12 protein-coding genes are annotated in these 13,658 nt (G+C 69.5%); 7 read left to right on the top strand and 5 right to left on the bottom strand.

Annotated elements, in window-relative coordinates; genetic code table 11:
- Window positions 1-3: 3 nt before the first annotated feature.
- Entirely contained in the window at window positions 4-1,530 is a 1,527-nt protein-coding gene (locus F6A08_RS15775; protein ID WP_151459970.1) for a sugar transferase, read from the bottom strand.
- Window positions 1,531-1,884: 354 nt separating this feature from the next.
- Here F6A08_RS15775 and F6A08_RS15770 point away from each other — a divergent pair, with 354 nt between their 5' ends.
- The 4 genes from F6A08_RS15770 (at window position 1,885) to F6A08_RS15755 (ending at window position 5,837) form a co-directional block, all read left to right on the top strand.
- Window positions 1,885-3,027: a low temperature requirement protein A gene (locus F6A08_RS15770; RefSeq protein WP_151460140.1), complete on the top strand. Its 1,143-nt coding sequence runs from the start codon at window positions 1,885-1,887 to the stop codon at window positions 3,025-3,027.
- 77 nt (window positions 3,028-3,104) lie between these two features.
- Window positions 3,105-4,064, top strand: coding sequence for an intradiol ring-cleavage dioxygenase (locus F6A08_RS15765; RefSeq protein ID WP_151459969.1), 960 nt, complete (start codon window positions 3,105-3,107; stop codon window positions 4,062-4,064).
- A gap of 201 nt (window positions 4,065-4,265) precedes the next feature.
- The gene (locus tag F6A08_RS15760; protein ID WP_124894806.1) at window positions 4,266-4,550 is read left to right on the top strand and encodes a hypothetical protein; all 285 of its coding nucleotides are present in this window, start codon (window positions 4,266-4,268) and stop codon (window positions 4,548-4,550) included.
- 168 nt (window positions 4,551-4,718) lie between these two features.
- Window positions 4,719-5,837 (top strand): fatty acid desaturase family protein, encoded by a 1,119-nt coding sequence (locus tag F6A08_RS15755; protein WP_225855882.1) that lies wholly within the window; start codon window positions 4,719-4,721, stop codon window positions 5,835-5,837.
- 77 nt (window positions 5,838-5,914) lie between these two features.
- Here F6A08_RS15755 and F6A08_RS15750 read toward each other — a convergent pair whose 3' ends face one another.
- The 3 genes from F6A08_RS15750 to F6A08_RS15740 form a co-directional block, all read right to left on the bottom strand.
- On the bottom strand, window positions 5,915-7,312 hold the full coding sequence (locus F6A08_RS15750; RefSeq protein WP_151459968.1) for a cell division initiation protein: 1,398 nt from the start codon (window positions 7,310-7,312) through the stop codon (window positions 5,915-5,917).
- 195 nt (window positions 7,313-7,507) lie between these two features.
- Window positions 7,508-8,068, bottom strand: coding sequence for a hypothetical protein (locus tag F6A08_RS15745; RefSeq protein ID WP_151459967.1), 561 nt, complete (start codon window positions 8,066-8,068; stop codon window positions 7,508-7,510).
- A 39-nt stretch (window positions 8,069-8,107) separates the two neighbouring features.
- Window positions 8,108-8,413 (bottom strand): DUF7882 family protein, encoded by a 306-nt coding sequence (locus tag F6A08_RS15740; RefSeq protein ID WP_026050019.1) that lies wholly within the window; start codon window positions 8,411-8,413, stop codon window positions 8,108-8,110.
- Window positions 8,414-8,537: 124 nt separating this feature from the next.
- On the opposite strand from F6A08_RS15740, the gene F6A08_RS15735 reads away from it, so the two are divergent.
- The 3 genes from F6A08_RS15735 (at window position 8,538) to F6A08_RS15725 (ending at window position 11,158) form a co-directional block, all read left to right on the top strand.
- Window positions 8,538-8,813, top strand: coding sequence for a hypothetical protein (locus tag F6A08_RS15735; protein ID WP_017204659.1), 276 nt, complete (start codon window positions 8,538-8,540; stop codon window positions 8,811-8,813).
- A gap of 129 nt (window positions 8,814-8,942) precedes the next feature.
- On the top strand, window positions 8,943-10,277 hold the full coding sequence (locus F6A08_RS15730; RefSeq protein ID WP_124894812.1) for a VCBS repeat domain-containing M23 family metallopeptidase: 1,335 nt from the start codon (window positions 8,943-8,945) through the stop codon (window positions 10,275-10,277).
- Window positions 10,278-10,315: 38 nt separating this feature from the next.
- Window positions 10,316-11,158, top strand: a complete 843-nt coding sequence (locus F6A08_RS15725; protein ID WP_151459966.1) for a transposase — start codon at window positions 10,316-10,318, stop codon at window positions 11,156-11,158.
- 37 nt (window positions 11,159-11,195) lie between these two features.
- Here the strand turns inward: F6A08_RS15725 and F6A08_RS15720 are convergent, their stop codons facing one another.
- Window positions 11,196-13,583 (bottom strand): glycoside hydrolase family 65 protein, encoded by a 2,388-nt coding sequence (locus F6A08_RS15720; RefSeq protein WP_151459965.1) that lies wholly within the window; start codon window positions 13,581-13,583, stop codon window positions 11,196-11,198.
- Window positions 13,584-13,658: the final 75 nt, after the last annotated feature.

Here is a 13,658-nt window from a genome sequence, read left to right as displayed (position 1 = left end):
GAATCAGTATGCCCCGCTGGGCTGCACCATGACCTTGGCCGTGCGCCACATGATCTGCAGGTCGTTCATGACGGACCAGTTCTCGACGTAGCGCAGGTCGAGGCGCACACTCTCGTCCCACGAGAGGTCGCTGCGTCCGGAGACCTGCCACAGGCCGGTGATCCCGGGCTTGATGTACAGGCGGCGGAACACGGTGCCGTCATACGCGGTGACTTCGCTGGGCAGCGGCGGCCGCGGCCCGACCACGCTCATGTCGCCCACGAGCACGTTCCAGAACTGCGGCAGCTCGTCGAGGGAGAGTTTGCGCAGCACCCGGCCGACACGGGTCACCCGCGGGTCGTCCTTCATCTTGAAGAGGAGCCCGGCGCCTTGGTTCTGCGCCTTCAGGGTCGCCAGCTGCTGCTCGGCATCCGTCTTCATCGAGCGGAACTTGACCATCTTGAAGCGGCGACCGTCGCGGCCGACGCGCTCCTGGAAGAAGAAGACCGGACCGGGCGAGTCCAGCTTGATGAGCAGCGCCAGCACGGGCGCCACGAGGCCGATCGGGATCAGCGCCACCGTGGCGACGGCGATGTCGAGCGCGCGCTTGAGGAGGTGTCGCCCGCCCTCGTAGGTCGGGATCTGCACCTGGATGAGGGGCAGGCCCTCGACCGGCGCGAAGGAGATGCGCGGCCCGGCGACATCCGTCAGTCGGCTCGACAGCACGAGCTCGGCAGCCGTCCCCTCGAGCTGCCAGCTCAGCTGCTTCACGAATTCCGGCTCGCCCTCGGGACGGCTCGCCACGATGATCGTGTCGGCGCCGACCTCGGCCGCGATCGACGACACGGAGTTCACGTTCCCCAGAACCGGGAACCTCGTGTCGTCGATCACGATGTCGCGGGCATTGCCGTCGAGGAGCGTCGCGCCGACCACCTGGTAGCCGGAAGCGCCGATCGGGTGCAGCGTCCGGACCACGTACTCCACGTCGTCCCTGTTGCCGACGACGAGAGTACGGGAGGCGAACCTCCCCTGGGAGCGCTGCGTCTGCAGCCAATGCCGCCACATCCACCGGGTCACCAGAAGTGTCAGCACACCGAGAGGCAGCCCCAGCAGCAGCATCAGTTGCATCGACTTCCATGCGAGCAGCACCGCCACGATGGCGATGATCCCGAAGGCGAGTCCGCTGGCGTGCACGACGCCGCGGTACTCGGTGGCGCTCGCGCGGAACAACGCGGCGTCCCGCGTGTGCAGCGCGCTGAGCATGAGGTACCACAGCGCGGCGAGGGGGATGCCGTCGCGGAGGACCTCGAACCCGCTGACGCCGGTGGCCAGCTGGACCGCCGCCGTCAGACCGACGGCGAACAGGATGACAGCCGCATCCGTGGTCCGCAGCCGCATCCGATAGCGGCGCTCCCACTGACGGCGCCGTTCCAAGGTCGCCGAAGCGCGCGGTGTGACCACCGTGCGCGTCACCGACTTGGTGGCTCGCGGAGCGGCGACCGGCACGAACGCCGTACGAGTGATGCTCAGGGCATCCTCGACGGAAGTCATGCCGAGGCCCCTTGAGCCGTGAATGTACGCAGATATCCCCAGTGCGACATTTTTGTGATTCCCCAGATTCCCCAGACCATGAACCCCACGTTCACGGCGTCGTCTGCGTCCCGACCCCTCGGGTCCTGCTGAAACCCTTCGTGATTCCCACATCACGGAGTGCGATCACACCGTCCCACACGGTGTTCGCTGACAGCAGGCACTGCAGACCTTCATCACTGTAGCGGAAGATGTGCCCGACGGGAAGATAAATCTCATGAATGGAGGAATCCGATTCTCCCCGGGTCGTTCCGCGGGCGTTATCCTTTCGCGGTGACCGCGAACGCCTCCTCCTCCCGCTTCCAGCTCCGCACCATGCTGCCGCGCGATCCCGCCCAGCCGCACCGCACCGCGAGCCCGCTCGAGCTGTTCTTCGACCTCGTCTTCGTGGTCGCCGTGAGCATCGCCTCCGCGCAGCTGCACCACGCCCTCAGTCACGGTGACTTCCTGCACGGGGTGACGTCCTACGCGATGGTGTTCTTCGCCATCTGGTGGGCGTGGATGAACTTCACCTGGTTCGCGACCTCGTTCGACACGGACGACTGGCTGTACCGCGTCACGACGATCGTGCAGATGGGCGGCGTCCTGGTGTTCGCCGCGGGCATCCCCCGCGCGTTCGAACACGGTGACTTCCGACTCCCGGTCCTCGGCTACGTGGTGATGCGCATCGCGATGGTGGCGCAGTGGCTGCGGGCCTCTCGCGCCGGGGGAGAGCTGCGATCGCCCGCTCGGCGCTATGCGTTCGGCATCGCCGCGGTGCAGGTGCTGTGGATCCTCTTCCTCCTGATCCCGGTCGGCCCGCTCCAGATCGTCGCCTTCGTGCTGTTCGCGCTGATCGAGATCGGCGTCCCGATCTTCGCCGAGTACCGCAAGCGGACGCCCTGGCATCCCCACCACATCACCGAGCGCTACGGGCTCTTCACCCTGATCGTGCTCGGCGAGAGCCTGCTCGCCTCGGCCAACGCGATCGTCGACGCCCTGGAGAAGGTGGAGAGCCTCGGCCCGCTGATCGCGATCTCGGTCCTCACCCTCGTGGTCACCGCCGCGCTGTGGTGGATCTACTTCTGGCCGCCGCACCACCGGGCGATCACGAGCTTCCGGCGTTCGCTGCGCTACGGCTACACGCACTACTTCGTGTTCGCCGCCGCCGCGGCCTTCTCGGCGGGCATCGAGGTGGAACTCGATGTCCTGACCGGCGAGAGCCACCTCTCCAACGTCGCCGCGTCCTTCACGGTCACGATCCCGATCGCGATCTTCCTCCTCGGCATCTGGTGGATCGCCATCCGCGACAACGCCGACCGGGTCGTGAACGCCGTCGTGCCGCTCGGTGCGCTGCTCGTGCTGCTCGACCCCGTCCTGCCGGTCCCGGTCACGCTGACGGCCCTGATCCTCGCCGTCATCGTCGTCGTCCTCGTCCTTCGACCCCCGGTGCCGCGGGAGGACATAGTCGAGTCATAGGAGAGGCAGAAGGTCCTGATCGGATCGTCCGCGACGCTGGTGGTCACCCACCCCAGGCGAACGAGGAGGAGCCGCTCATGAGCATCCCAGAACCGATCCAGACCCCCGACGGCCCCGCGTACGAGGGGCGCCTGCTCGACCGGGCGGATGAGGAGGTCGTCGACCAGGGGGCGGCCTTCGACATCCGCACCCTGATGAGCCGCCGCGGTCTGCTCGGACTGGCCGGTCTCGGCCTCGGCGCCGTCGTCCTCGCGGCATGCGCGCCCGCCGCGTCCGGAGGGTCGGCGAGCCCGACCGCGGCGTCGACCGGAGACGCTTCCGAGGGTGCATCGGGTACGACCGCCGAGATCCCGGATGAGACGGCGGGGCCGTATCCCGGAGACGGATCGAACGGCCCCGACGTCCTGGAGGATTCCGGGATCGTGCGGCAGGACATCCGCTCGTCCATCGACGGCGGCGCCACGGCGGAGGGCGTGCCGCTCACGTTCGAGCTGCGGATCGTGGACCTCGCCGCCGGCGGCGTTCCGTTCGGAGGGGTCGCGGTCTACGCCTGGCACTGCACGGCGCAGGGGGAGTACTCGATGTACTCCTCCGGACTGGAGGACGTCACCTACCTGCGCGGCGTGCAGGTCGCGGACGACGACGGAAGGGTGTCGTTCACGTCGATCTTCCCCGGCTGCTACTCCGGACGCTGGCCGCACATCCACTTCGAGGTCTATCCGGACGTGTCGTCGATCACGGACTCCACGTCGGCGATCGCGACCTCCCAGCTGGCTCTGCCGGAACAGGCATGCTCGGCCGTGTACGCGGAGAGCGCCTACGACGGATCCGCGCGGAACCTGTCGCAGATCACGCTCGCGAGCGACAACGTGTTCGGCGACGACGCCGGCGCCCTCCAGGTCGCCACGGTCACCGGGAACGTTTCCGACGGCTATCGGGCCGTCCTCGTCGTGGGTGTCGACACGACCACGGAGCCGGCCGCGGGCTCGGCGCCGAGTGGTGGTCAGGGCGGTCCCGGCGGACAGCGGTCGCGCTGAACACGCGGGCCGTCCGGGTGGCGGCCGAGGCGATCTGCTATGCTGATCATGCAACGTGTGTGCATCGCCCCCTCTCGGCCGCCACGTCGCCACTGATCAGGGCCATCACGGACCGCGCACATCGATGCGTGCGGAATCCGCCCTCGGTCTCACATCTTGCGGAGCGCCTCGCGTGTCCGCCACACAGCAATGAGCATCACCATGAGCACCACCACCGTTCCCCCGTCCGATCCGTTGACCTGGAAGCAGGCCGACACCGATGTGCACGTCGCGACCCGCGGCGGCGAATTCGCCGGTTTCGTCGAGTTCGACGGCGCCGCACACCTCGTGCGCGACAACCGCGGCACCGAACTCGGCGCCTTCGACTCCCTCGACGATGCGTTCCGCGCGCTCGAAGAGGTGCACGAGCCGGCTCGGCGCGAGTCCGTCTTCACGCCGATCCTGCCGCGAGCCTGGCGCCGCCGGCCGCGCCGCGCCCGCGCCTGAGCGACCGTTCCGGCACGCGACGGGCGGCCTCTCCTGCACAGGAAATGCCGCCCGTCAAGGGTCCCCGATGTATTCCCTGACGCGTATGCGGCGCGGGCTACTGTGAGGTAAGCGTTGGGCGATCGCCTTGGGCTTCCACAGCTCAAGGGCTCCGATCGTCAGGAGAAGATCATCTCCCTCACACAGATCGACACGAACGCGTCGACGCTCGGTCCGGTTCGCCAGACCTACTCCGGCAACGCGGAGTTCCCCCCGATGGCACAGGCGTACAAGCAGGTGTCTCAGGTGGTCAAGGAGATGGGACTGCTGCGACGTGCGCAGTGGTTCTACGCCTCCGTCGCCGCGGGGATCGTGCTCGCGCTGGGCGGACTCGTCACCGGGTTCATCCTGCTCGGCGACAGCTGGTTCCAGCTGCTCATCGCCGCTGGCCTGGGCATCGTCTTCACGCAGATCGCCTTCCTCGCCCATGAGGCGGCGCATCGGCAGATCCTCAGTTCCGGCCCGTCGAACTTCCGCCTGGCCCGCATCCTCGCCGGCAGCATCGGCATGAGCTACTCGTGGTGGGACTCGAAGCACACCAAGCACCACGGCAACCCCAACCAGGTGGGCAAGGATCCGGACATCGAGGTCGACACGATCTCGTTCCTCGAGACGGATGCGGCGCAGTCGAAGGGTCTGGTCCGGCTCATCACCCGCAAGCAGGGCTGGCTCTTCTTCCCCCTGCTCACCCTCGAGGGACTCAACCTCCACTACATCGGCCTCAAGCACCTGCTGACGAAGCCGAACGTCAAGGGCCGCTGGACCGAGCTCGGCATCATCGCGCTGCGCTTCGCGATCCTCCTGGTCCCCGTCTTCCTCATGCTCCCGCTCGGAATGGCCTTCGCCTTCCTCGGCGTGCAGCTCGCCGTGTTCGGTGTCTACATGGGGGCGTCCTTCGCCCCGAACCACAAGGGCATGCCCATCATCGACCCGAGCGCCCGCCTCGACTTCTTCACCAAGCAGGTGCGCACCTCCCGCAACATCCGCGGTGGCTGGTGGGCCACCTGGCTGATGGGCGGACTGAACTATCAGGTCGAGCACCACCTCTTCCCGAGCATGCCGCGGCTGCACCTGTCGAAGGCACGCGAGATCGTGCGCGACTACTGCGCCGCGAACAACGTGCCGTACACCGAGACCAGCCTCGGACGGTCGTACCTGATCGTCATCGAGTACCTGAACCGGGTCGGTCTCTCCGCCGGCGCCGATCCGTTCGACTGCCCCGCATCGGCGCAGTTCGGTCGGGCGTAACCCAGGCTCCACCCGGACCCGATCCGGGAACGACAGAGGCGCGAGCAGGTAAGCCTGCTCGCGCCTCTGTCGTGCGACTACTTGGAGGACTTCTTCTTGGTCTCCACCACGTCGATCGTGATCTTCTCCAGCGGGCCGTCGTCGAGCTCGTCCTCGAGGACCTCGTCGCCGAGGAAGCTCTCCTCGGAAGCGGCGGGGGCCTCGTCCGAGGAGACGGCGGGCGCCGACGCGCTGTCCGCGTCGTCGGCTGCGGTGATCTCGGCCGGCACGGTGTCGTCGGAGAAGATGCCGTCGGGGCGGATGAGCTCGCGCACCTCGGCCATGAAGCTCGTCAGCTGCTGCTGCTGCCAGCGCAGCTGCCGCGTGCGGTCCTCGGCGTCGCGCAGCACGGCCGTCGTGTGGCCCGTGACCGAGTCGACGATCTTCTGCGCCTTCGCGCGGGCGCGCTCCAGGGTCTCGCGGGCGCGCACCTGGGCGTCGGCCTCGATCGCCTGAGCCTGCGAGCGGGTGAGCCGCTCGTAGTCCTCGGCCCTGGCCGAGATGCGCTGCGCATGCTCGAGAGAAGCGGCGACCTGCTCGTTGGCGTCGTTGGTGATGCGCTCGGCGTGCGCCACGGCCTGGTTGTGCAGCACGAGGAACTCCTGCTGCGCATCGTCCTGACGCCGGGTGAGGGTCTCCTCGAACTCCAGCACGCGGGCGTTCATCTCGCGCACCTCGCGCTCCGCGTCCGCACGCAGCTGCGTCGTCTCGCGGGTCACGAGAGAACGCAGAGCGGCGGCGCCCTTCTCGGCCTCGGTCCGGATCGCGGTGGCCTCCTGCGCGGCCTGGTTCACCTTCTCGGCGGCGTGCGCGGCTTCCCGCTCGATGCGGGCCTCGTGCGCGGTGTACTCGGTGTCCATCTTCAGGCGCACCTGATCGGCGTCACGCTCGGCCTGGGCTGTGATCCGCTCGGCGTCGGCCTGAGCCTCGGCACGCTGGGCCGTGACCTCCTCGCGGGCGGAGGTCATCAGCCGGTCGGCCTGCACAGCGGCGTTCTGGATGAGGACGTTCGCCTGCTCCTCCGCGACGCGCAGGATCGCCTCGAACTGCTGACGCGACGGCGCCTCCTCGCCATCGGCCTGCGGGGCGTCGACGAGCTCGGAGGTGAGGGTCGCGACCTGCTGCTCGGCATCCGAGGCCTTCGCGTTGGCCGCGGCGAGCTCGGCCTCGAGCGCCTCTCTGGCTGCACGCTCCTCTGCCCGGACGGCTTCCACGGCGTCCTCTTCGCGAGCCTGCGCCTCGGCCACGTCGGCCGCCGCCTGCTTGAGCTGGTTGCGCAGCGCGGAGAGCGCGGCATCCACCTCGCCCTTGTCGTAGCCGCGGAAGCCGACGGTGAACGCGCCCTGCTGGTCGCGCGGGGTGGTCTCGATCAGCTGGTCGAAGAAGTCCGGCGAGCGCTCGCCGTCGCGGTCGGCGGTTCCGGAGGATTCGCTCATGGGGTTCATGCCTTTCTGGCGTGGCCACACCGGAGCAGGACTCCGTCCCGGCGCGGCGGGATCATGATGTGGACCGGAGGAGGTCGTGAGGGCGCACGCCACCGCCATGACCCGGCGGAGGCCCGGCGGGCGGGGCGCGCCTCCCAGCCTAGTTGCGTCCGCCGGATGATGTGAGTGCGGTTTCGGGCGAGGAGGTCACCACCCGGGCCCCGGCCCGGATGAGGTTCCGTTCTCCCGCGCCCAGCGCGCGTCGCGCCCGTCGATCAGACCCTCTTGTCGGAAGCCGCCCTGCTCGCCTGTGGAGACAGGGATCCTGCGAGCCGCTGCCGCGGAGGTCACGCGGGAGCGCAGGTCTTCCCAGAGCGGTACGGTCCGCGGGCCGTCGAGGTACTCGCGGAACGTCTCGACCTGCATGCGGGTGCCGTCCGGAACCCGCGCGAGTCGCACGATCGTGTCGTCGGGCTCCACGAATCGGATGCCGTAACCGCCGTCGCTGCGGACGGTGAAGTGCTGCTCCTGCTTCGCGACGGCCGCGGCGATGATCTCTCGTGCCACGGGCTCGGGAGCATGCACGACCAGAGTCGAGCCCAGCGCGGCGAGCGCCTCGGCGCGCTTCGCATCGAGGAACCGCCGTCCCCGGCTGCGACCCGCCATGCCCGCGCCGCGGTCCGACCGGCGCTTGATGATCGGCCAGCCGATGAGCAGCGCGAGGATCAGGATTCCGAGGAGGAGGAACGGGAGAAGGTCGGCTGCCACGGCGGGTGGAGCTCCGGGTCGGTGACCGGGTGCCGGTCGTCAGCGAGGGTCGATCAGATGATCGAGGACGAGCTCGCCCGAGGCGTTGAGCGCATGCATCATGTCGGCGACCAGACGCGCGTCGACAGGGGGCGGATCGGCGCTCTCGAAGCCGAACTGCAGGGGGATGGCTGGGTGGATCCACACCGAAGCGCGCTTGTCGACGCCGCCGCTGACGGGGCGCCACGTCATCATGAAGCTCTCCTGCCGACGCAGCTTCGTGGCGACCACGATCTTCAGATGCGCGAGCGTCGTGTCCTCGATCAGGATCGGATCCGAGGTCCCGTCGTAGCGGAGTCTTCCCATGCTTGCACGGTACACCCAGAACGCGCTCTGCCTCTTCTCGGGCCATCGCGCAATCCCCTTCTGCGCGGGCGACCCGATCGGTACCGTCGCCCGAACGACATCCCGGGTATGAGGAGGAGGCCAGATGCAGACGATGGAGCGGACCCGGATCGCGTTCAACGGGGCGGAGTTCTTCCTGGCGCAAGGCCAGGATGTCCCGGACCTGCGGCGTCGGATCGAAGAGGCGATGCGCGCCGGGGGCGGCTTCGTCGAATTCGTGGTGGTCGGCAATCGTGCGGTGAGTCTGCTCATCTCCGCGGCGACGCAGGTCGCGATCTCCGTCGAGACCGTCGAGTTCGACGGCCGTGACACCGGCGACGACACCGCGCCGTACGACAGCGGCGACTTCGACCTGCTCTGAGAGGCTTCTGCCCTGGACCGGATCACCGGCTTCCCCGGCGGCGCGCACGGCGGGGGCTCGTCCGCCCTGGTACGGTGACGGCGGAGGGCATCACGTCCCTGGGGCCGCCGGACAAGAGAGAACGCCGAGATGAAGCGACCGTCCCGCCTGCGTTTCGCCCGCATCGGGATGATCGCCGTGCTCGCGGTCGTGATCGGCTCGCTCGTGCCGTCGATGTCGGCGAGCACCCCTGCTTCCGCGGCCACCGACGGCCGGATGGTCTATCCCGCCTCCGGGAACATCCAGTCCAAGGTCGGGGACGGCTGCCGCGGCAACTACCGCGCGCACGACGGCATCGACATCTCCGGTGCGGGGGGAACACCGATCGTCGCCGCATACGACGGCGTCATCAAGTCGCGCACCGTCAACAGCGGGTACGGCAACTACACCGACATCGAGCACCCCGGCGGCTACGTCACGCGCTACGCGCACATGGCCTCTCCGGGGATCTACGCTCCCGGCACCCGCGTCGGCCGCGGCCAGCAGATCGGCGTCGTCGGCAACACCGGCAACTCTCCCGCCTACCACCTGCACTTCGAGCTGCGGCTGAACGGTGCGGTCTACACCGCGGTTAACAACGGCTTCACATGCCTCGCAAACGTCTCGCGCGGCGGAACCATCCCGCTGACCGTCCCCGGACTCGCCACGGGTCCCGGCCCGAAGTCCCCGACCGCCGCCGCCGACTACACGGGCGACAAGAAGGCCGACCTTCTGATCGTCGCCGGGAACGGCGACCTGCGGCTGCGCGGCGGAAACGGGGCGGGCGGCTTCCAGCCGGCCACGACGCTGCTGGGCGCCAACTGGGGTGGGACGCGACGTCACGTCACGCACACCGACTTCAACAACGACGGCAAGGCCGATGTGCTCGCCGCCCGGTCCGACGGCATCCTCGAGTTCTACCCCGGCAAGGGCGGAGGCGCGCTGGGCTCACCGGTGGCCATCGGCGACGGCTGGTGGGACATGATGCACGTGGCCTCCGGGGCCGACTACACCGGGGACGGCAAGCAGGACATCCTCGGGGTCTCGCGCAACGGGGTGCTGATCATCTACGCCGGAAACGGGGCGGGGAAGTTCGGAAGTCCGCACACGACGGTCGGCAGCGGCTGGCAGGCGTTCCACTTCGTGATCGGCGGCGACTTCGACAACGACGGCTGGGGCGACATCATCGGTCTCCACTTCGACGGCACCCTGTACTTCTACGCCGGCGTACCCAACGGCTTCGCCGCGCGGCGCGCGGTCGGATCGGGCTGGCAGGAGTTCACGGCAGCGACGGGAGGCGTCGACTACGACGGAGACGGCCGCGCTGATCTCCTCGTCCGCACGCCTTCGGCGCAGCTCTTCCTCTATCCGGGACTCGGCGACGGCACGTTCGGCACCAGGAAGCTGGTCAGCGCCGACTGGGCTGACCACCTCACGATCGAGTAGCTCCGCGTCCGAGCCGCGCGGCGGCGTATCGTTGGCGCATGGCCGATCCCACGTTCGAGGAGATCGCGGCCGCGCTCTACTCCGGTCAGCCGGACGCCTTCGTCGCGTCCCGCAAAGCCCGGGCAGAGGAAGCCGGCGCCCTCGCGCCCCGCATCCGCGCGCTGAAGAAGCCCTCCATCGCGGCCTGGGTCGTGAACGTGTTCGCGCAGGAACGGTCCGGGCAGCTGGGGGAGGCGCTGCAGCTGGCCAGGGAGCTCCGCGAGGCGCAGGACGACCTCGACGCGCCGGCGCTGGCCAAGCTCGGCCGGGACCGGCGCGCCCTCACCCGACGGCTGGCGGCGACGGCGGCCGAGCTCGCCGCGTCCCGAGGTGAGCGCATCACGCCGGCGACTCTCGAGTCGGTCGAGCAGAGCATCTCGGCGGCGTTCTTCGACCCCACGGCAGCGAGCGCCGTGGCCTCGGGGCGGTTGGTGCGCGCGCTGACTCCGTCATCGAGCGAGGAGGAGATCCGCGACGCGGTGGCGGGAGAGCTGGATGAGGGAGATGCCGCACCGCCGCCGCAGCCACCGGACGAACTGCAGGCCCGGAGGAAGCGGCGGGAGGCGGAGCGCCGGGTGGCCGCTGCGGAGAAGGAGCAGGCCGTCGCAGAGCGAGAGCTCGGCAGGAAGGACTCCGCGCTGCAGAAGCTGCGGTCGACGGCGGACGAGCTGTCGGAGCGGGTGGCGGACCTCGAGGCGCAGCTCGAGCGCGCCCGCGCGGAGGTCCGCCGCGTCGAGCAGGAGCTTCCCGAGCTGGAGGCGGCTCAGGCGGAGGCGGCGAAGCGCGTCGAGGAGACCGGGGACGCGGTCGAGCGCGCCCGGACGGACCTGGCGTCGCTGTAGCCGCCCGGGACGCCGCGCGCTTCGTCGACGCGGACCGTCACAGAGCGAACGCGACCGAGGCGTCGCGCGGCGCCCGGCCGCGGGGTTGCGACGGCCGTGCTCCGCGATCTCGCGCGCGGGGGATCTCCCGGGTGACGGGATGCCCCGCGTGGAGCTCGACCTCGGCGTCGAAGTGACGGACGGTCAGGGACGGTCCCTCCTTCAGAACGTAGGTCACGGTCGCGGGCAGGACCTCAACGCGGAGCACCTGCCCGTGGATCCGCACGCCGAAGTTCAACCCGCGAACGCGGTCCGGCAGACGGGGCGAGAACCGCAGTCCGTCGTCGGTGTCCCTCATCCCTCCGAGGCCGGCCGTGATCGCCGTCCACACTCCGGCGAGGGCGGCGATGTGCAGACCGTCGCTCGTGTTCTCGTGCAGGTCGTCGAGGTCGAGCGTGGCCGCTTCCGCCAGGTAGTCGTAGGCGAGGTCGAGCTGCCCCACCTCGGCGGCGATGATCGCCTGGACCGCGGCGGAGAGCGAGGAGTCCCGGACCGTGAGCTCCTCGTAGTACCCGAAGGCGCGCTCCTTCTCCTCGGGTGTGAACGCCTCGTGCGCGAAGAACAGGGCGAGGACCAGGTCCGCCTGCTTCACGACCTGTTTCCGGTACAGGTCGAAGTAGGGGAAGTGCTCCTGCAGGGGGTACTCCTCGGAGCTCGTGCTCTCGAAGTCCCAGCGTTCCTGCTCCGTGAATCCGGCCGACTGGGGGTGCACGCCGCGCGCCTCGTCGAACGGAACGCACATCGCGTCCGCCGTCCGGCACCACTCGTCGAGCTCCGCCTCGTCCACGCCGAGCGCACCGGCCACCTCCGGATGCCGCCGCGCCGAGGCGACCGCTCCGCGCAGGTTTCGCTGTGCCATGAGGTTCGTGTACACGTTGTCGTCGACGATGGCGGAGTACTCGTCGGGTCCGGTCACACCGTGGATGTGGAAAACGCCCGCGGAGTCCGCGTGGCCGAGGGAGACCCAGAGCCGGGCCGTCTCGACGAGCATCTCGAGTCCCGCTTCGCGCTCGAAGGCCTGGTCGCCGGTCGCCCGCACGTAGTGCAGCACCGCGCCGGCGATGTCGGCGTTGACGTGGAAGGCCGCCGTGCTCGCGGGCCAGTATCCGGAGCTCTCCCGCCCGTCGATCGTGCGCCAGGGGAACGCGGCACCGCGCAGGTGCAGGTGCTGCGCGCGTTCGCGGGCGTGTCCGAGCGTCGAGTGCCGCCAGCGGAGCGCCGGCTCCGCGGCATGCGGTGCGGTGGAGGTGAGGACGGGGAGCACGAACCCCTCGAAGTCCCAGAAGGTGTGACCCTCGTAGCCGGAGCCGGTGAGCCCCTTGCCCGGAACCGAGCGGAGCTCCGCGCGGACGGACGCCTGGAACACCTGGAAGAGCGCGTAGCGCACGGCCTGCTGCAGCCGCGGCTCGCCCTCGACCTCGACGTCCGCGCAGGCCCAGTAGTCGTCCAGGCGCGCGCGCTGCTCGCGCACGAGCTCGTCCCAGCCCGCGTGTCCGGCATCCGTGACGGCGGCTTCGGCGCGGTCCCGCAGGCCGGAGGGGGACAGCGTCGCCGACCACTCATGGCCGACGACCTTGATCAGTTCGACGTGCTCCCCGGGCGCGAGGACCACTCGGACGGTGGTGCGCGCGAGTTCCGGAGACGCGACCGTCGTCACGGCCGGCTCGGCGGATCCGGAGGTCGTGACGGCGTGGTCCATGCTCACGGCCACGGACAGTCCGCTCTCCCGTGTTCGGTGCACGAGGGTCGCCGTGGTGCCGATCACATCCGAGTCGAGGCCGACCAGCGGCGTCGTGAGGAGCTCCTGCACGCGCGGATCGGAATGGGTGATCGGGAGCGGCTCGTTCGGCAGGGCCTCGGACTGGATCGTGATCGCGACCTCGTGAGACACGGCGTGCACGCGATAGCGCACGGCCGCGACGGCGCGCCGGGAGAACGACACCAGGCGCGCCGACTCGATGCGGACCCGCCGGTGCGTCGGCGAGATCCAGTCGGCTTCACGATGCAGGACACCGTCCTGGAAACCGAGGCTCCGTCGGTGATGCACGAGCTCGCCGGTCCGCACGTCGAACGGTTCGTCATCCACCAGGAGGCGGATGAGCTGGCCGTTCTGCACGTTGATGACGGTCTGGCCGGAATCCGGATAGCCGTAGCCCTCTTCGGCGTACGGCATCGGATGCTCTTCGAACACGCCGTTCAAGTAGCTGCCGGCGACGCCGCGGGGCTCCCCCTCGTCGAGGTTGCCGCGCCATCCGACGTGGCCGTTCGACAAGCCGAAGACGGATTCGTCGTGCGCGAGGCGCGAGGCGTCCAGCCCGTCCAGGGCGATGCTCCAGGGCGCGACCTCGAAGCGCGGGCCGGCGGGGGAGGTGCCCGGTGCCGTCACAGGGTGCTCCGCAGATCGAGGGCGTGCACGTCGAGCGATCTCCGCTCGTGGGGTGATGCGATGACAGTCATGTGA

It is taken from the genome of Microbacterium algeriense (genome assembly GCF_008868005.1).
GTDB classification, from domain to species: domain Bacteria; phylum Actinomycetota; class Actinomycetes; order Actinomycetales; family Microbacteriaceae; genus Microbacterium; species Microbacterium algeriense.
The sequence above is the reverse complement of the archived record's forward strand: the minus strand, read 5'-3'. Positions and strand labels throughout refer to the sequence as shown.

What these genes read in the sequence shown, in the direction of transcription:
- F6A08_RS15775 (WP_151459970.1), bottom strand. Translation starts at nt 1,530, where the DNA reads ATGACTTCCGTCGAGGATGCCCTGAGCATCACTCGTACGGCGTTCGTG.
- F6A08_RS15770 (WP_151460140.1), top strand. Translation starts at nt 1,885, where the DNA reads ATGCTGCCGCGCGATCCCGCCCAGCCGCACCGCACCGCGAGCCCGCTC.
- F6A08_RS15765 (WP_151459969.1), top strand. Translation starts at nt 3,105, where the DNA reads ATGAGCATCCCAGAACCGATCCAGACCCCCGACGGCCCCGCGTACGAG.
- F6A08_RS15760 (WP_124894806.1), top strand. Translation starts at nt 4,266, where the DNA reads ATGAGCACCACCACCGTTCCCCCGTCCGATCCGTTGACCTGGAAGCAG.
- F6A08_RS15750 (WP_151459968.1), bottom strand. Translation starts at nt 7,312, where the DNA reads ATGAGCGAATCCTCCGGAACCGCCGACCGCGACGGCGAGCGCTCGCCG.
- F6A08_RS15740 (WP_026050019.1), bottom strand. Translation starts at nt 8,413, where the DNA reads ATGGGAAGACTCCGCTACGACGGGACCTCGGATCCGATCCTGATCGAG.
- F6A08_RS15735 (WP_017204659.1), top strand. Translation starts at nt 8,538, where the DNA reads ATGCAGACGATGGAGCGGACCCGGATCGCGTTCAACGGGGCGGAGTTC.
- F6A08_RS15730 (WP_124894812.1), top strand. Translation starts at nt 8,943, where the DNA reads ATGAAGCGACCGTCCCGCCTGCGTTTCGCCCGCATCGGGATGATCGCC.
- F6A08_RS15725 (WP_151459966.1), top strand. Translation starts at nt 10,316, where the DNA reads ATGGCCGATCCCACGTTCGAGGAGATCGCGGCCGCGCTCTACTCCGGT.